This is a genomic window from Microbispora sp. H10836 (assembly GCF_012999525.1).
Lineage (GTDB): Bacteria > Actinomycetota > Actinomycetes > Streptosporangiales > Streptosporangiaceae > Microbispora.
Window position 1 is genome coordinate 214,855 of record NZ_JABBWU010000004.1, and the last position, 16,982, is coordinate 231,836.

Genomic DNA, 16,982 nt, shown 5'->3' on the forward strand with positions numbered 1-16,982 from the left:
GTTCACCATGACCACCACCCGTGCCGACGCGAGCCGGGACGACACCGAGGCGTTCCGCTTCCTGGCCTGGGCCTGGAACGTCACCGTCGCCAAGGCGTACGCCGAAGGCCGGACACCCGAGGGGCGGCTGTCTCCCTGCGCATGGGCAGGCTTCCTGACCGCGATCTGGATCAACGAAGACCACATCAGTGAGGTGGACCTTTCGGTCCCGCTCATCGCGGTCCCTATCCCGAACGCCGGGCCCTTCATCATCGACGGCTGGCACCGCATCGCCCGCGCCCTGCGCGAGCACGTCATCGAGCTTCCGGTGATCATCCTGACCGGGCAGGAGGAGTACGCCTGCCGGATCTACGGCGGCGACAAGGCTCCCACCGCCCGGTTCCGCTGACTCCATCCCATCCGGCGGCCGGGCGGAGATCCGGCCCCGTCACCCGTACCAAGGAGAGATCAATCATGGAGACGCTGGAAGCACTCATACGACGCAACGAGCGCACCAGCCGGGCCAAGTACGAAGCGGCTGCGGCCGAGCTGACCGGCCAGCTCGACAGGCGTTACCGGCTGACGTCCACGGTCCTGCAGGAAGTGACCTACGCCCAGGCCCATCACGTGTGGTGGGACATGGTGCTCATGCAGACCGACAAGTACGACGTGGAGGTAGAGGAGGCCCTCGGCCTCGTCCGAGCATGGACCACCCGCTACGTGGAGACCACCCTGCCCCGGGCCGTACCCGTTCCCCGTGTGGCGGAGGCGGGGGCCAGGGCCGCCGACCTGTTCGAGCATGCCCTGTCCGTCACCGGCCTGGAGGCGGGCCGCCGCTTCCTGTCGGCCACCGAGGGGGGCCGAGCGGCGTCATGATGACCGAGGTCGAGACCTTCCGTCTGATGGGGTGGACCTGGGACGTTTCCGCCGCCAAGAAGTACGCGGCAAGTCGTCACCCCGGTGGGCACCTGCGGCCGCGTCACTGGGCCGGTCTGCTCGCCCTGATCGACATCGACCAGGTGCACGCCGAGCTGGTGGACCTGAGCGAGCCGCTGATCGCCGTACCGGCCTCGCCCCGGGGCGGGCCGCTGGTGATCGACGGCTGGCACCGTATTGCCCGTGGGTTGCGGGAAGGGGTCACTGAGCTGCCGGTGATCTTGTTGAGCAAGGAGGAGGAGTACGCCTGCCGGATTCACGGCGGGAGCAGGTGTTACGGCTGGGCGTAGCTGCCCGGCGGTGCAGGTGGTGTGCCCCGGTCGCGCAGGACATGTGCGCGGCCGGGGCGTACCTCCTGCACCACCGGAGGCCGATGACCGGATCGGACAAGCTTCATTGGGGCGGAGAGGAAGCGGAGGCGGCGCGCTGCTGCTGAAGCCGCTTACGGAGCGCATCGAGGGACACCTTTCCTTGCGGCGTCTCGACCCGCCAGAAGGTCCAGCCGTTCACTTCGTACCCCGCCAGCTCCTTCGCGGGGTTGGACACCTTCTCACGTTGCGTACCACGGAACTGGAGACTGCCGTCGGGATTGACCACGGCTGTGTCTGTGTGCGCCCGTGACGCGGGGACGAGAACGGTTCCGGGAGGTACCAGGCCCTCTCGAACCAGGTCGATCAACTCGACACCGCTCCTAGTCTTCGTGGACTTCCTCCCCTTCGGTGTCGTCTTCCTGGCTCTCGGGGTCGACGCCGCGACGACGGGACGGCTGGCCTCGCGGGTCGTCTTTCCTCGCTGGCTCTTTCGCAAGTCGAAGACCCGCCGCCCGGCGACGGTAGGGGTGGCGGTGAGCCTGTGGCCCAGGATGTGCAGCGTGTGCAGAACCGGGGGAATGTAGGTGCGCAGGCCGAGCTGCTCCTCGACGGAAATGCTGTCGTCCTGGGGACGGTTACCGTTGTGCAGCTGGACCTGGCCCGAGGCGTGCAGCAAGTCGTAGAGGTGGCCTTCCAACCAGCCGGCCTCGGCGCTGTTCAACGTCTTCTTCGAGTCTCGGCGTATGAGGATCGCCCGGTACCAATGATCGCGGGTCTTGAGGTGTTCCCGGAGACGGCTGCGCAGTCCCCGGGAGGCGGCCTTGCCCACGTAGGCGCCCCACCGGCCCACGAGGTCGGGGCGGTCGAGGAGCAGGTAGACGCCAGGCACGTCCCACTCGGGACCCAGTCGGGTCAGGGTGGCGCGTTCGGTGACCACGATCCCGACCACCGAGTGCTCAACGGTGATTTCGAAAGGGCCATCCAGTGTCAAGGGGAGGGACACGCTCAGATGCGCGGTGGTGGGCTCCTGTACCTGCATGCCCCGGGCCTCCTTCGATCGCGCGCGAACCGAGATCTTCTGGGAGGGTACCGAAGTGATACTGCCACGTGGTCGTGTGTCACGGGACGGTCCGCACCCAGTGGCCCGTTGGCGCTGCCAAGCGCTCCGTTGCGGGGCTGAAGTCGAACTCTCATGCCGATGTGCGGACGCCCACGAGTGACGGCGAGCTAGTTCTGTCGGTGCATGCGCATACCTTGTCCCTGCCAGAGTCAAGAGCAGGGAGCGGAGATGTTCGATCGCGACGTGGACTATCCGACAGCGGTCGCTAGCTACGACGACGAGGGTGTGGACGCGGCCATCGACTGGTGCTGCGAGCACATGGAGGACGGCGACACGCTGACCGTGTGGACCAGCTTGAAGTCCAACCTGCGGAACTGCTCGCAGCTGGAACAGCTCGTGAATCGGCACTCCAACGTCAAGCATGTCACCGGCAGGGGCGGCGGGTTCGTCCATGGCAAAGGCCCGGTGCTGATGGCGTGGGCAGACATGGACGACATCGGGAAGCTGGTGCGGCACGGCGGTCACGGAATCCGGGCGCTGTGCGTCATCACGTGGAACGAGGATGCAATCAGGCCGTGGGTATCAGCCGTAAGGCCAACGGTCCTCGGTGATGGCTCGGCATGGGAGGGCTCGACGCCCGAGCTGGACCCCGTTGTCGTTGAGGCGATGAAGAGCCTCACCCTCACGGTCAACCACAACAACACCATCTCGGCAGGCTTCGAGAAGGACATGGTCGTGAGCGCCCTGCTCGCGCTTCACGACGCTGGCATCCGAATGGATGGTGAGGCGATGCAGGGCTGGGCCCTCGCAAATGGGTGGTCCGGTAAGAACCCTAAATACCTGGCCAAGTACGTGGAGGACATCAACGCAGGGAAGCGCCCCCGTTGCAGTCGTGTGCTCCGTGCGGACTACATCGACACCCTTCGGCGCCGAGCTGTGGAAGGCGAGTAGAACCCGCCCGTGCCCGAGCCTTCGAAATGGCAATTCCCCGACGGGAATTCTCCACGGACCGGCTGCCGCCAGATGAGCTCAGTGAGTGGAGTCTGGTGGCCGCCTCCGAGGCGGCGGCGTACTTGTCCCCGGAACGAGCAAGCAGGTTGCTGGCCAGTCTTGTCGCCCGCGATGCCGGAACCGCGTACTTGGGAGGCAGCCGGCCCCTCTAACGATCTTCGGAGGCGATTGGCCGGGTGAACCCGACCAGATCCGCCCGCTCGTACGGCGCGATTTTGACGACCTCGCGGCTGTTGGGGGCGTGGATCATCTGCCTGTTTCCGATGACGATGCCGACGTGGCCGGGGCCATCCTGCTCCATCCGGAAAAAGGCCAGGTCTCCCGGTTGTTCCTGCCCGGCGGGGATGCGTGGACCATGCCGCCACTGGTCGGCGGCGACGCGGGGGATGGTGATCCCGGCGGCCTGAAAGGCGCGCATCGTGAGGCCGGAGCAATCGAAGGCGGCCGGGCCTTCGGCTCCCCATCGGTACGGTTTGCCGAGCTGGGCGTAGGCGTAGGTGATGACGGCGGCGACCTGCTCGCCGGGGATAACGGGCACGCAGGAGCCGGTGAACGTGTCGACCACCTGCTGGGCGAGCGCTTCCCATCGCGCATATGCGTGGGGGGTGGCGGATCGTTGGACGGCTTGGGCGGCTTTGGTGAGCGGGAGTTGTTCCCACCCGCGTACGGCGACGAGCCGCTTGTAGAAGCTGCGGGCGGCGTAGGTCGGGTCGAGGATCTGCTCAGGGGTTCCCCAGCCTTGGGAGGGGCGCTGCTGGAACAGCCCGAGGGAGTCCAGGTGCCCATGGGGAAGGTTGCGCAGCCCGGATTCCTGGAGGGCGGTGGCGAGGGCGATCACGGCCGCGCGGGCCGGAAGGCCGAGCTGCAAGGCGGTCTGGATGATGAGGGCGGCGTTGGCGCGCTGTTCCTCATCCAGCTCCGTGACAGCCCCGGACCGGATAATGGCGGGCGCGGCGAGGACGCAGGTGGTGTCTCCGCCCGAGCTGGTGAACATGCCGGTGGCTGCTGCGGTGAAGGCGATGACGAAGAGCAGGAGTACGGCGGCGCCGGCGGCGACGGCGTTCATCTCTCCTCCCCTCCTGGGCTGTCCGCGGCCGAGCCGAGGATCATCTCTGGCCAGGCATTGGCGAGCTCGGCGAGCCGGAGCCGGTTGCCGGTAGCGCCAGCGGGGAGCCAGATGGGTCCGGCGGGGCCGTCGCCGAGGCTGGTGTGCGTGGCGGTGGCGACCGGTACCTCCACGCGATCGAGTCGCTGGCGGAGGTTGGCCTCGCGGGCGGTGCCGGGTAGCCAGATCAGGACGGGTGTGGTGATGCCGGTGGCGTCGGCCAGGTTGGCGTAGTCGTTGAGCTTGGCGGTCACCTTGGTCAGCGGTTCGGTGCCGGTGTCGTGTTCGAGGAAGAAGTCGAGCTCCCGGCCGTTTTCCGTCCATCGGCCGTAGGCGTCGGGGCGGGCCAGGTCTCCCCACAGCTCGACGCAGCGACGTTCGGGCCACCATTTCCGTACCGTCGCCTGGCCTTGGGAGCGGCGGGCGTAGGCGTGGAGGTCGGCGAAGAAGTCGTTCACCCCGATCTGATGGGTCAGCCGGGAGGACAGGCAGATCGCTATCGCGGTGTCGTAGCGGTAGCCGAGTTCGGCCACGGTGATGTTCCGGTTCGCGGCCAGGGCGGCGGCACCGGCCCGTCCGAGCACCCAGTGCGCGGGGGCCGATCCTGCGCCGTACGGTGTCCAGGGCCGGAACCGGGTGAGGGCGCCGAGCCGGTGCAGGATGCCGAGGCGGCGGCGGGTCGGCTGGGGCAGTGTGAAGAAGATCTTCTGGATCTGGTGGGTCGTGAGGACCCGGTGCTCGTGGACGCAGGTGAGGATCTGGTAGTCGCGTTTGGTGAGGCGGGCGGCCAGCTCGGCGAGGGCGGCGGATTCGAGGCGGGATTGCCCGAGCTGAGCGCGGCGTGCTGGCATCGCGTTCCTCCTCCTGATCTGGTGCGGGCAGCCATGTATGCGGTAGTTCGGCTGACGCGGCGGCCTGTGCCGCGTGACGCGAGGGCGCGCAGGGTGGCTGCGGTCAATCAGCGCGAGGGTCCCGGCCACGTCCGCTCCATCGCGCTTTCCGTCGGGACTGTTGCTCGGTCGCTCTGCCGATTCCTGCCGTCCCCGCGGCGTTGGCGGGTGTGGTGAACCGGTCGCGGGAGGCTTGCCGGATCGCTGCCTCGCGTCCGGAAACGGCGGGCGGCAGGGGGCGGGTGCGCAGGGTGAACGCCGGGGTTTGCTGACCGTTGGCGACCAGCCGGGCGACCGCCTGGAACGCCCCGAGGTGAGCGAGGTCGTAGGGGGTGACGAGCGGAGCGGTGTGGGTTTTGAGCTCGCCGGCGTCCTTGGGCGAGACGGCAAAGTAGATCTTGTTGCGGGCGTCGGCGGACAGGGCTTCGCGCAGGTCGGCGGGGAGCTGGTCCAGGTGCTGGTGGGCGAGCACCAGCGAGAGGCGGTAGCCGCGGGCCTCGGCGAGGACATCGTTGATGTGGCCGGGCAGGTTCAGGAAGTTGTGGCACTCGTCGATGTACAGGGCCGCATCGCGGCGGTCGGTCTCGGTGAGAGTGGCGCGGCGGGTGGCGGCCTGCCAGGTGTGGGCGAGCAGGATCGACCCGAACAGGCGCGCGGCGTCGTCGCCGAGGATGCCTTTGGGGAGGCGGGCGAGGATCAGGCCGCCGTCGTTAAGGAGCTGCCCGATGGGGACGGTGGTGGCGGGACTGGTCAGTGCGTGCCGGATGAAGGGCCGTAGCAGGACGGCGCGCAGCTTGTTCATAACCGGACCGATGACGCTGGCCTGTCCGGCAGGGGTGAGCGCCTGGTAGGAGTCCCAGAACCCGCGCAGCAGCTCATCGTCCAGCCGGGCGGTGACGCGCGTCCGGTAGGCGGAATCGGTCAGCAGCCGGGGAACGTCGGCCAGGGTGGCGCGGGGGCCGAGCACTTTGGTGAGGGTGAGGCAGGTGGAGCGGAGCAGATCATCCACCCGCGGCCCCCATGCGGAGGAGAAGCAGCGGTGGAAGATTGTGACGATCGAGTCGACCGCGAACGCCGGGTCAGGCCCGGCGAGCACGTTGATCGCCGGAGGCCGGGCCGGGTCTTGTGGGTCGAAGACGACCGTACGGCCGACTGCGGAGCTGGGGAGCCGGGCGAGTACGTCGGTGATGAGGTCGCCCTTGGGGTCGATGACCAGCGCTCCACGCCCGGCCTCGGCGTCGGAGAGGATCATGTTGGCCAGCAGGGTGGATTTGCCGACGCCGGTCGCGCCGAGGAGGTGGACGTGGTGGCGGGCATCGGCCACGGTGAGGGCTACGGGCCGCGCTGGGCCGCTGTCGGCGTCGCCCAGCGTCCGCACCGTACCGGGGGCCCCGCCGCGCGGCACGGCCGGTGACGGGGCGATGGGACGGGCCGTGGCGCGGGTGATGCCGGGGGCGTCGGCGTCCCACGGCAGGTGCGCGAGCGCGGCCAGCTCGCTCACCGACAGCAGATAGCCGCCGTCCATCCGCCGCAGCGCGAGCACTGAAGCCGGTCGCGGTAGGCGGCGCCTGCGCAGGTACTGGTGGCCGGAGGTGAACACCGCGAAGACGCCGGCCAGCGTGTGTGCCTGCCCGCGCAGCCGCTCACGCGTGGCCTCGCCTGTTGCGGTTGAGGTGACGGCGTAGCGAAGCGCGATCTGGTAACGCGGCTGACCAGATTTCGTGAGGATGGCGCGGACCTGCTCGGCCCGCTCAGGAAACATGCGGGCCAGCTCGCCGGGATGAGCGTGGCCGGACATCGGCGCGAGTTCGTCCAGGATCTGACCGATGGGGCTGCTGGTCGGTGCGCCTCGGAGTGCCGCCGCCGCGCGGTGGGCTCGGCGCAGTCGGCGGCCGGTGGCGGGCCGGGCCAGGATCTGGACGATGGCCTGCTCGCCGGAGCGCAGGCCGCTCATCGCGGTGAGCAGAGGACGAACCGGGTCGCTGGCATGGTCGATCTTGAGAGGGAAATGCTCGGCACTGGCCAGCACGAGATGCCCACCTGCTACTTGGAAGCCGGAGAACAGGGACGGCTCCGGCGGGCGGGTGGTGACGGTGGCGCCGGGCCACGCGGCCTGGATGGCCTTCTCCACCAAGCCTGGTGGGACGACGCCGAGCACCCACATCCTGATGCGGATGCCGGCCTCGTCTGCGAGGTACTCCCATGCCAGGTGAGGCTGGCCGTGGAGGGCGCGCTTCCAGGCGGGGCGCAGCAGGCCGATGAGCTGACTCCACAACACGACCGCGGCTTTCGGGTCGCACTCGGGAGGGGAGGAGATCTCGATCAGGCGGGAACCGGGCTCCAGCCAGGCGTGCCGCACCCGAACGAGTGCACCGCGCATCACCGCGAGTGCCGACAGCGCCACTGCGATGACGAGCGCGACCTTCCAGCCATAGGTCAGGAAGAGTTCCGGCAGCCGGGCGGGCAGCTCGCGGAAGAAGTCCAGAACAGCCTGCACATCGCGGTCGTCGAGATCGCACAGAAGGCAGGCGCTCATAGCGGATCACCGTCCTCGTCTTCGTCCTGGACGAATGCGGATGTGAACGGCGTGGGCGTGGGGCCGTCGCGGGACTCACGGCGGGCCAGCTCGGCGAGTTCGGCCGGATCGGTGGTGATCAGCTCCGCCTCGATGGGGGAGGCGATCACCTGGAACGCGATCCGGCTCGCCGGCCCGGCGACGAGGAGGGCCTCGCCGCGTTCCGCGGTGAGCAGGAACTGCCGCTCGCCCTCCGACAGGCCGAACGCCTCCCCGATCACGCCGATCGCCTGCGGGGACTGACGGAGCAGGATCTGGCCGGCGGCATTGGCGACGATGGCCTGACCGAGTTCGGAGCCGAGCAGGTCGGCGGCGTCCTGGGTGACCACGGCCAGGCCCGCCCAGTGCTTACGGGCGGCCTTGGCCATCCGGAACAGGAACCGCGCGCCCGCGTCCTCGCGCATCAGCAGCCACGCCTCATCTACGACGACGAGCCGCTTGCGCCGGTCGCGGGGGTTGGCCACGCGCCGCCAGATCGCGTCGAGCGCCAGCAGGGTGCCGACCGCTTTCAGTTCCTCGGGCAGGTCCCGCAGGGAGAAGACGATGAGGTGGCCGGAGGGATGGGTGGTGGTCGGCCCGTCGAACAGTTCGCGGTAGGAGCCGGTCACGTACGGGGCGAGCTGCACAGCGATGTCCTCACCCTGTGGATAACCGCCGAGGGCGGTGACGAGGTCGCCCAGCAGCGGGGCTGGCCTGGACCAGGTGGCCGGGTCGCGGGTGATGCCTGCATCGGCGTAGGTGGCGAGCACGGCCGTGTCCAGCGTGGCGCGGATGTGCGGGCCGAGGGACGCCTGACCGAGCATGGTGGCGATGAGGGTCTGCAGGAACAGCGCCCGCCGGGCGAGCACGTCATCAAGGGGGCCTTGGCTTGCGGGCAGGTCGAGAGGGTTCCATCGGACCCCGGTTGCGCCGAGCCGAAGGTAGGTGCCGCCGATGGCCTGGGCGAGCCGGGCGTACTCGTCCTCGGGGTCCACGACGGCGACCTCGACCCCTTGATAGAGCAGCCTTAGCGTCTCGAGTTTGGTGAAGAAGCTCTTGCCGGCGCCGGACCGCGCCAGGGTGACGGAGTTGTGGTTGTCCTGGGCGAAGCGGTCCCATAGGACGACGCCGGAGCTGGAGGCACTCAGCCCGTACAGCACCGCGCTCCCGGAGGCGGGGACGGGCAGGTCGGGCGAGGTGAACGGGAACGCCGCCGCCAACGCGGTGGTGTCGAAGCTGCGCGTCAGCCCGATTGCGTCGGTGGCCAGCGGCAGGCAGGTCACCCAGCCCTGGAGGGCGCGGAAGGTGGCGGGCTGGGCGTCCAGCAGGAGTGAGGCCGCCAGCGCGCGGACCCGCTCCACCTCCGCGGTCAGGTCCTCCTGGCTTGCGGCGTGGACGGTGAGGTACAGGCCGACTTTGAACAGACGGCCGTGCCCTCGGGCAAGACTTGCGGCCAGCTCGGTGGCGTCGTCGGCCGCTGCCTCGGTGTCGAAGTCCTGCAACCGTCCCTGCTGGGCGTCGGCCTGGCTGGACGACTCGAGCCGGGCGAGCTGGCGGCGCAGCCGCATCGCAGCGACCGCTTGCGGGATCGGCTCGATGTGCAGGCTGACGTCCAGGCGGCCGGGGTAGGTGAGCAGCGGCTCCAGCCAGCCCGCGCCGACCTCGCGCGGATACCCGGTGACGGCGAACGAGGCCAGCACACCGTTCGGCAGCGTGAGGGCCCGCGCGCCCACCTGAAGGGCGCCGGGGTGGATGAGCCTGCTCGGTGCGGGCTTGGCGCGGCGGAATTTCACTGGACCTCCAGACCGGTGATCAGCTCGTCGGGAAGTGCGGTCCCGGTCGGATGCCAGCCGCCTGGGTCCAGGCACTCGGTCAGCACCCGGCTGGCCGCGTCGGCGTTCAGCACCGCGGCGGTGATGCCAAGGGCGGCAAGGGCACGTTGGGTCTCGACTGCGCAGCGCAGCACCACCGCAGCCGAGGCGTCCCGTACGGTCGAGCGCCGCCCGCGAGGCGGATGCGGGTGGCGGATGACGATGAGCACCTGCCGGGCCAGAAGATCCCGGGAGGCGTTGAGCTGGTTCAGGAACGCGGCGTGTTCGGCGGCGGCACGGGCCAGCGCCGGATGCGGAAGGTGCTCGGCCCGCTGCTCCAGGACCTCGACCAGGCCGGCGAGATCGACAAGGCGGGCGCGGACGAGGATCTGCACGGAGGCGTCCAGGGAGTTCAGCCACCGCCCGAACGCCCCGACCAGTGACGCCTGCTCATCGGCGGTACGCAGGTGGAATGACAGCGTGGAAGTCTCCACCAGCGCCGCGGTTCCGCCATCGGCCAGCTCCAGCACTCCGTCGCTGCGGACCGCACGTACGGGCAGGCACAGCGGAGCGGGAAGCTTCCCACGCAGCCGGCACCACCTCGGCGGCGGCACGACGCCATCGGGCGCGGCCACTACTTTCTTGGGCGAGCGCAGGAACAGCACGGCGGCGAGGATGAATCGGTCGAGGGTGAGGCCGTCACGGCGGCCGAGTGCGAGCGCCGCGCCGAGCGCCACCAGCGGCAGCACCAAGGCGGCGATCACCACGACCGGCACCACCTGCCGGAAGACGTAATAGACGGAAGAAGCGAGGGCGCCAGTGACGGCGAGGATGGCCAACTGCCGCGCGGTGAACCCATAGGCGATCTTGTCGGGGCGGGCGACATCCGCCGGGATGCGAACGATCAGCGGTTCGGAGTCGTTCACCTGTCACCTCGTTTCGGCATCCGGCGCGGCGGCGGGTCGAGCCGTAGCCGGAGCTGCCGGGGGCGTGCGGGGCGGGTCGGCATGCCGGGCAGCCGGTCCTGCACGTATGGCGGCTTGGGCCTGATCCACGTCGCCTTCACCGGCGGCGGTGCGGCGGTAGGCGGGCGCGGGACGCGGGTCACGGGGAACGGCAACGCCAACTGCTTCCCCTGGTGCGCCTTACGCGAGGACGCAGGGGTGATCCCGAGCGGCAAGGCAAGCTGCTGCGGGGAACGGGAACTTGCAGACGCGGAGCCGGATGGGCTGGGGCGTGTGGGCGGGTTCATGGGCTTGCCTCCCGAGGCGGTAGGAGGTGAACCGGCGGCGGACGAGGCGGGCCGCGCTGTGGGGCGAGGCCGTACGGTGCGGGAACCCATGCCGTGCCGGTGGGCGGTGACCGTGGGGCCGGGCGAGGGGCGTGAGCGGGCTCCACGGAACACGCCGCCGAGCGCGCCCAGGGTCTTGTAGACGACCACGCCCTTGACCGCCCGCATCAGCAGTTGCGGCTTGGCCTGCTGCCAGATGCTCCGCGCGACCCACCCCGGGATCTTGATCAGCACGTACAGCAGACCAATCAAGATCAGTACATCCAAGGCGCTCCCGGCGGGGGAGGGCCGCCCGGCGGCGGCGAACAGGTCGGGAGAGTCGGTGAGGTGGACCTTGAACGCCAGCAGCAGCACCAGCGCCTGCAGGGCCTGTATGGCCAGCACCCCGGTGAAGGCACGCCACCACAGCCGGGCGATCCCCTCGGTCTGCGGCAACGCGTGACACAGCAGCGCGAGCGGAGCAGAGATGATCAGGAACAACAGCAGAGTGACGCGGATGACCGCGATGAACGCCAGGATTAGCCCCAGCAGCACACTGCCTCCGGCCAGCAGCACCAGATACAGCGCGGCATTCACCGGATCGTTCACGACGGCGGCGACCCTGCCGGCCAGCAGATTCCCGGCCCGATCGGCGTCCACGCCCGTCCCGACCAATCCGTCGACCAGGCTGTTGGCGAACTGGACGGCATACTCACTGATCGTCAGTGAGCTGTTGCTCAGGATCGTCGCCAGCACCAGGCGCGGTATAAGCTCCACCGCTGTGGTCGCGGTCTGCGCGCTGCCGTACGCCATGACGATTACTCCGCCCGCCAGGACGAACAGCACGAGCAGCGCGTTGGAGACCACCCTCACCTGGCCGGTCAGCTCGCGCACTCGGGAAAGCAGCGCCGGCGGCGGGGAGGAGAGTAGGGTCCGCCCGACCAGCGCGAAGGCCGGGTTGACCGCGTCGCGGACCAGGTCGGTGAACCAGCCGTTGACGGCCTTGTTCACCTTGCAGCCGACATCCATCCAGCCGCACTCGTCCTTCCCCGTGGGTTGGGCAGGTGCCGTCGTGGGAGCGATCCAGCTCACCTGTGGTGAAGGGGACTGCGACGGCGCCGAGGTGGCGGTCGGTGCCGGAGTCGGCGTCGCCGGAGTGGCGGATGCGGGGCTGGCCATGAGCAGCGCGAGCGCGGCGGTGACCAGGGCGAGAGGGACGAGGCGGCGGATGCGAGCGCTGCCTTTGGCGAGGCCCGGTCCGTGAGAGCTTCGGCGGTTCACGGTCAGGCTCCCACGATGCCCTTGAGGATGCTGACCAGCAGCGGCGCCAGAGTCGCGATGCCGTACCCGATCCCGGCGTAGCGCAGAGTCTTCTTGGCAGCCTCGACCTCACTCGGGTCGCCACCGGCCAGGATGTAACGGACACCGCCGATCGTCAGAAACAACGTGGCGAGGGCGACGAGCAGGCCGACGATGACATTGCGCAGGTTGTCGATGACCTCGTTCAGCGACGACGGCGCGGCCAAGACGTCGGAGGCGGTACCGGTGTCGCTGATGGCCCACGCGATGCTCGTCTCGATGAGCAGGCCGAGCGCTATACCGGTCGCCACGGCGGCGACGGCCCGCACGGTCTGGCGTCTAGTGCGGTGGGATGTCACTGCTGCCTCCTGAGTCATTGCCGGTGATGCCTGGAGGTAGGTGCCGGGAAGTACGGACGCCGCCGGCCTGCCGTGGCCTGGTGGGCGTCCTCCTTCGAAAGGGCTGGAAGTTCCGATGCCGGTGGGTGACAGGGACCGGTGGCCGGAGTGCGGCCCGGCGAGCTCGGAAGATGCGCCCGTACTTCCCTTGCACCTGTGGAAAGACTTGGCTTCCTGCCCCGGTTGGGACATGGCCGCCAGAAATCGATCACAGCGAGGGCAGGGACAGTTCTCCGTCGATGAGGGCTTTGGCCAGGCGGGCCTCGGCCCGCTGGCGGCGCTTGAGTACCGCGCAGTAGAGCAGGCCGCGGTGGCGGCAGTAGACCGACAGCGGAAGGTTCTCCAGCCGGGTCAGCCCGATCAGCTCGGCTGCTTCCGCCGTGATGATCTCCTGGCGGACCGCCTCCGCCAGGAGCAGGTCGGGGTGGCCGGCGGGGTAGACGAGGCTCTCGTCGTGGGCCGGGTCTGGGTCGGTCAGCAGCTCGGGTGGCTTGATGGCGTAGGCGCGGAGTACGGCGAATCGGGTGAGCCGGAACAGCCGCAGCAGCGGGTGCGTCCAGGCCAGGTTCACCCGGTTCAGGGCGTCCAGGTAGCAGGCGAGCACTTCGGCTTCCAGGTCTTCCCGGTCCGCGGTGACGGTCTCGGACAGCGTCCTGACCAGGCGGCGCAGCATTGGCAGAGCGAGCGCGACGGCGGCGACGGTCCACGCGCCGTGCTGGGTGCGGGACTGGGCGATGAGGTGCCGCCAGACTTCATCGCGCGTCTCCCGCCCGCAGGACGGGTGCAGAAGGATCGCCCGCAGCTCGTCCAGCGGGATCGTCCGCCGCAGAAGGCCGACGCAGAACCTGGTGCCGTCGACCGACAGTGGCTCCGGGCCCTGCATGAGTAGACGGAAGGCGTTCTCCGCTACGTCCAGCGGCAGGTGGGAGGCGGTGCGTGATGTGGTTTCAAAGACGTGCGGCTCGGTACCGGAGACCTGCAGGTCGCCGGGGGTGGTGTTGGTGGCGGTGGTGTCGGTGGATGTCATTGCGGCCCCCGAATAGCGATCGGTTCGGACACCACCGATCTGCCACCGGCCTCGTACAGGAACGGGACAGGCCCGGTACGGACGGCGGACAGCGCAATGATCAGTAAAACGATTCGCCAACGCCCGGAACCGCTCCGAGCTGCGAAAAGACCATCAATAAGGTCCGGCGTCTCTCGGAGGAAATTTCCCAAAGGTGTGCCGAAACCGCCTGACCTGCGGCGACGGTGTCAGCAGATTGGGGCTGGTCAAGTTCTCGTCATCCCGGGCCGGAGAAGGGCTGCCCGGATCTTCTTGACCACTCGTGCGTCCTGAGGAACGTTGACTTCATGAGGGCCCGCAGAGAATTCAGGCGCGAGGTGGCTCCTGGCCCCGAGAAGAAACGCTGCTATGCGGTGGGCCTGTGCGGCACAGAGCGTCTCGAAAGTCGTCGTCGCAGGCTCCCCTGCGCTGCGCACCGAGCATGTCGATGCGCTTCTAGGCAATCAACCGTCATGGAGTGGAAGTGGCCGAAAAGAGTCAAAAAGACCTGTTTGCCGACTTTATCCGGGTGCTGACCATCGCCACCAATCGGGGTGAACGTTCGACGGCTGAGATCACGAGCGATATCGCGATTGCGAACCAGGTCAGTGGGGTGAAGCTCATGTTCCCAGCTTCGACGCCACTGGAGGAGCTGCTACGGCACGTCAACGACACGCTGCGGGCACCAACCAGTTGCATGCTCGAGGGAACGGCGTGCATCTGGCGGTGGCGTCGCTGCTCGTGGACTCGCTTGCTGACGCAACCGGGAAGACTCCTTCGGAAGTGGTCCAGAGGCTGGCTCTCGCTATTGAAGGGCTCTTCTCCGAACAGGAATAGCGTGGCCGCCGTACTTTAGTGCCAGAAAGTGTTGGCCCTAGTCGAATTCGCCATCTTTGACGCCGCTGATGAAGGCTTCCCACTCCTCGGAGGTGAAAAGCAATTTAGGGCCGTTAGGGTTCTTGCTGTCGCGGACCGCAATCACACCAGGTAGATTGGCGGCAACTTCCACGCACTGCCCGCCGTTCCCCGAAGAGCGCGACGACTTCCGCCATACGGCGGCGCTCAGGTCCATTCCTGCTTCACTTCCTCGATCATTCTGAGTGACTCGTGCTCAGGATAGGCCCACAGCCGTATCGCTTCATACCGGTTTCGGATAGAGGTCACGAGGTTCGGATCGGACGAGACATGCCCCTCTGCTGGGGAGTCCGCGTGGACTGTCTCCGGCTCCCCGTTCGGCAGCTCCGCGATCATGAAAGCGCCCGCCAGACCTGGAAGACACCGGGGGTCGACGACCTGGATGGATATAGCGGGGTGGGTGGCGACCTCAAGGAGGTAGCTGAGTTGGTCGCGCATCACCCCGCGGCTGCTGCCCACTTGACGCCGCAGCACGCCAGCGTCGAAGAGGACCAAGACCATGGGCGGGTCATCTCTGTCGATGATCTGCCGGCGCTGCATGCGGGCATGAACGCGTGCCTCAACCTCGTCATTGGTGATCCGGGGTTCCTGGCGGAACAGCTCTCGCGCGTAGGGCTCCGTCTGCAGCAGGCCTGGGACGAGAAGAGGATCCCAGGAACGAAGCACCACTGCTGAAGGCTCGATCTCTTCTACCCAGCCCAGGAACCAGCCGGGTCCTCCCGGGCGCGAGGCGATCCGGCGGTACAAGCCGACAAAGTATTGCCTATCGCTCAGCCCAAAGATTTGGTCCAGCTTCTCCGCATCCGACTTGGACGGTGTTCGCTTCGCCATCTCCAGGCGGCTCACCTGGGTTTGCGTACAGCCCAGCCGTGAGGCCACTGCAGCTTGTGACAGTTGGGCCGCCTCTCGCAGACGCCGCATCTCGGCGCCGAAACGTGCCCGTGGACCCGTAGAGTCGGGGGTCGGCTCGTGGGTCATTTCATCCCTCCAAAGAGCGGTGGAGCCGCCCCACAATGTAGCGGTCATACCGCTAACCAAACCAGCCTAGACCGCTGATTGTCATCATCTGGTTTTCACTGGTATGCAAATCCGGCTACGAATTCCCTTCAGGTGCGGGCACTCTAGGCGTACGCCGATCCTGCGTGCGGGGCTGGTGGCAACCGCATATTTGGGAGACGGGCTGCTGATCACGACGTGGCCTGGTGAGCGGGTGGTTTGACGTCTCTCGTCTTGAGCCGCGATGGCATTGGAGAGGTCCGATATGAAAAGCGACGAGCGGGAGCAGCAATTCGTTCACCTGGTTCGCCTGGCATGGGACTTGCGGAATCTCGGGATCGCCACCTCCGTGATGATGGCCCCCGGCGAGCCTCCAATGCTGGACATCGCGCAGGGCACTAGGCGACCTGTTCGTATTCGGGTGAGTCGTCGCGCACATGGCTGGGTATTCACCTGGAGGCCCTCGTGGTCGCGATTCTGGCGGCGCGATGAATGGGTGTGGGCGCTCGACGCGAATGCAGCTGAGAGAATCCGGTCGGCGGTGGTCGCGTGATTGGGCGTCAGGAACTCCACGAGGCCCGTTTTCGTGATCACGTCGCTATCGGGAGGGAACTGCGCCTTCTGGGATGGAGGCAGTTGCCCGGCAGGGCAGCGTCCGTCGGTGAGGCCCGCGCTTGGGCGAGGCGTCTCCTGGCCGGAGAAGTGGCAGAGGAACTTGCCGACGATGCCGTGCTGTTACTCAGCGAGCTGGTTACCAACTCCATCGTCCATTCGGACTCGGGGCGTAACCCGGATGGCCTCGTCACGGTGGTCCTGGCCACCGGCGGCGGCGTCACCCACTGCGAGGTGATCGATGACGGCTCCGCGACGAGCGTCCCCGTCGTTCGGGATCTGTCGGACGAGGATGCCGGAGGCCGGGGCCTATGGATGGTGAGCGCGATGGCAGATGCCTGGGGGTTCCACCATGACGACGAGGTTGGGAACGCGGTCTGGTTCCGGATCGGCGCTCGTCCGGCGACGGCGCATGCCGTCTCATGCTTGGACGCCACTACCGGCTGACGAAGCCCCGGTGGTCATGGTTGGGAGGGTCCGCTGAGCGTTCCTCCTGATCAGGATCGGTGGACTGCCACTGATCCGGCAGACGCCTTATGAGATGACCCGGTGAAGCTCCGTGCCGTCCTGTGCACCCCCAGCTAGGGCGGCGCGGTCGCGGTCTCTGCCTTCCCCCATAGCAGGGCCGCCATATGGCCTGCTCGCGCGCGGTCTGACGCGCGGCAGGCCCAGCGCGACGGTACGGGCAAGCCCCCGTATTACCCGTACCGTCGCGCCCTTCTCGGCCTCGGCCTCGCTTCCGATGTCCTGACGCCGTCGGCGAGGCGTCGCCCCGTGGGCACCTATGCCT

The 16,982-nt window shown here is 68.1% G+C and carries 17 protein-coding genes; 6 read left to right on the plus strand and 11 right to left on the minus strand.

Annotation, left to right across the window (positions count from 1 at the left end):
• Positions 1-7: 7 nt before the first annotated feature.
• The 3 genes from HHX30_RS10535 to HHX30_RS10545 all read left to right on the plus strand — a co-directional run bounded on the left by HHX30_RS10535 (position 8) and on the right by HHX30_RS10545 (position 1,205).
• Entirely contained in the window at positions 8-388 is a 381-nt protein-coding gene (locus tag HHX30_RS10535; RefSeq protein ID WP_169981700.1) for a hypothetical protein, read from the plus strand.
• 65 nt (positions 389-453) lie between these two features.
• Positions 454-855 (plus strand): hypothetical protein, encoded by a 402-nt coding sequence (locus HHX30_RS10540; protein WP_150936466.1) that lies wholly within the window; start codon positions 454-456, stop codon positions 853-855.
• Positions 852-1,205 carry a hypothetical protein gene (locus HHX30_RS10545; RefSeq protein WP_169981701.1) on the plus strand — a complete coding sequence of 118 codons (354 nt, stop codon included), beginning with the start codon at positions 852-854 and terminating at the stop codon, positions 1,203-1,205. Before HHX30_RS10540 ends, HHX30_RS10545 begins: the two co-directional genes overlap by 4 nt.
• A 103-nt stretch (positions 1,206-1,308) precedes the next feature.
• Here HHX30_RS10545 and HHX30_RS10550 read toward each other — a convergent pair whose 3' ends face one another.
• Positions 1,309-2,265: a hypothetical protein gene (locus HHX30_RS10550; RefSeq protein WP_169981702.1), complete on the minus strand. Its 957-nt coding sequence runs from the start codon at positions 2,263-2,265 to the stop codon at positions 1,309-1,311.
• A gap of 249 nt (positions 2,266-2,514) precedes the next feature.
• Here HHX30_RS10550 and HHX30_RS10555 point away from each other — a divergent pair, with 249 nt between their 5' ends.
• Complete coding sequence (locus tag HHX30_RS10555) at positions 2,515-3,237, plus strand: hypothetical protein (protein WP_169981703.1); 723 nt, start codon at positions 2,515-2,517, stop codon at positions 3,235-3,237.
• 208 nt (positions 3,238-3,445) lie between these two features.
• On the opposite strand, the gene HHX30_RS10560 is transcribed toward HHX30_RS10555, so the two are convergent.
• From HHX30_RS10560 to HHX30_RS10595, 8 genes are all read right to left on the minus strand, one after another.
• On the minus strand, positions 3,446-4,363 hold the full coding sequence (locus tag HHX30_RS10560; protein ID WP_169981704.1) for a C40 family peptidase: 918 nt from the start codon (positions 4,361-4,363) through the stop codon (positions 3,446-3,448).
• Entirely contained in the window at positions 4,360-5,253 is an 894-nt protein-coding gene (locus tag HHX30_RS10565; protein WP_169981705.1) for a replication-relaxation family protein, read from the minus strand. Before HHX30_RS10565 ends, HHX30_RS10560 begins: the two co-directional genes overlap by 4 nt.
• A gap of 103 nt (positions 5,254-5,356) precedes the next feature.
• Positions 5,357-7,828, minus strand: a complete 2,472-nt coding sequence (locus tag HHX30_RS10570; protein ID WP_169981706.1) for a type IV secretory system conjugative DNA transfer family protein — start codon at positions 7,826-7,828, stop codon at positions 5,357-5,359.
• Positions 7,825-9,639, minus strand: a complete 1,815-nt coding sequence (locus HHX30_RS43200) for an ATP-binding protein (RefSeq protein ID WP_169981707.1) — start codon at positions 9,637-9,639, stop codon at positions 7,825-7,827. The genes HHX30_RS10570 and HHX30_RS43200 overlap by 4 nt, the downstream gene beginning before the upstream one ends.
• On the minus strand, positions 9,636-10,583 hold the full coding sequence (locus tag HHX30_RS10580; protein ID WP_169981708.1) for a PrgI family protein: 948 nt from the start codon (positions 10,581-10,583) through the stop codon (positions 9,636-9,638). The genes HHX30_RS43200 and HHX30_RS10580 overlap by 4 nt, the downstream gene beginning before the upstream one ends.
• Positions 10,580-12,208: an ABC transporter ATP-binding protein gene (locus tag HHX30_RS10585; protein ID WP_169981709.1), complete on the minus strand. Its 1,629-nt coding sequence runs from the start codon at positions 12,206-12,208 to the stop codon at positions 10,580-10,582. Before HHX30_RS10585 ends, HHX30_RS10580 begins: the two co-directional genes overlap by 4 nt.
• Positions 12,209-12,210: 2 nt before the next feature.
• A complete protein-coding gene (locus tag HHX30_RS10590) occupies positions 12,211-12,555 on the minus strand; it encodes a pilin (RefSeq protein ID WP_311922294.1) in 345 nt (114 codons plus the stop codon).
• A 277-nt stretch (positions 12,556-12,832) separates the two neighbouring features.
• On the minus strand, positions 12,833-13,651 hold the full coding sequence (locus HHX30_RS10595; RefSeq protein WP_169981710.1) for a hypothetical protein: 819 nt from the start codon (positions 13,649-13,651) through the stop codon (positions 12,833-12,835).
• A gap of 502 nt (positions 13,652-14,153) precedes the next feature.
• On the opposite strand from HHX30_RS10595, the gene HHX30_RS10600 reads away from it, so the two are divergent.
• Complete coding sequence (locus HHX30_RS10600; RefSeq protein ID WP_169981711.1) at positions 14,154-14,525, plus strand: hypothetical protein; 372 nt, start codon at positions 14,154-14,156, stop codon at positions 14,523-14,525.
• A gap of 18 nt (positions 14,526-14,543) precedes the next feature.
• Here the strand turns inward: HHX30_RS10600 and HHX30_RS10605 are convergent, their stop codons facing one another.
• Together HHX30_RS10605 and HHX30_RS10610 are read right to left on the minus strand one after the other, a co-directional pair.
• A complete protein-coding gene (locus tag HHX30_RS10605; protein ID WP_169981712.1) occupies positions 14,544-14,741 on the minus strand; it encodes a DUF397 domain-containing protein in 198 nt (65 codons plus the stop codon).
• Entirely contained in the window at positions 14,732-15,610 is an 879-nt protein-coding gene (locus HHX30_RS10610) for a helix-turn-helix transcriptional regulator (protein WP_311922295.1), read from the minus strand. The genes HHX30_RS10605 and HHX30_RS10610 overlap by 10 nt, the downstream gene beginning before the upstream one ends.
• 519 nt (positions 15,611-16,129) lie before the next feature.
• On the opposite strand from HHX30_RS10610, the gene HHX30_RS10615 reads away from it, so the two are divergent.
• The gene (locus tag HHX30_RS10615) at positions 16,130-16,639 is read left to right on the plus strand and encodes an ATP-binding protein (RefSeq protein ID WP_169981714.1); all 510 of its coding nucleotides are present in this window, start codon (positions 16,130-16,132) and stop codon (positions 16,637-16,639) included.
• Positions 16,640-16,982: the final 343 nt, after the last annotated feature.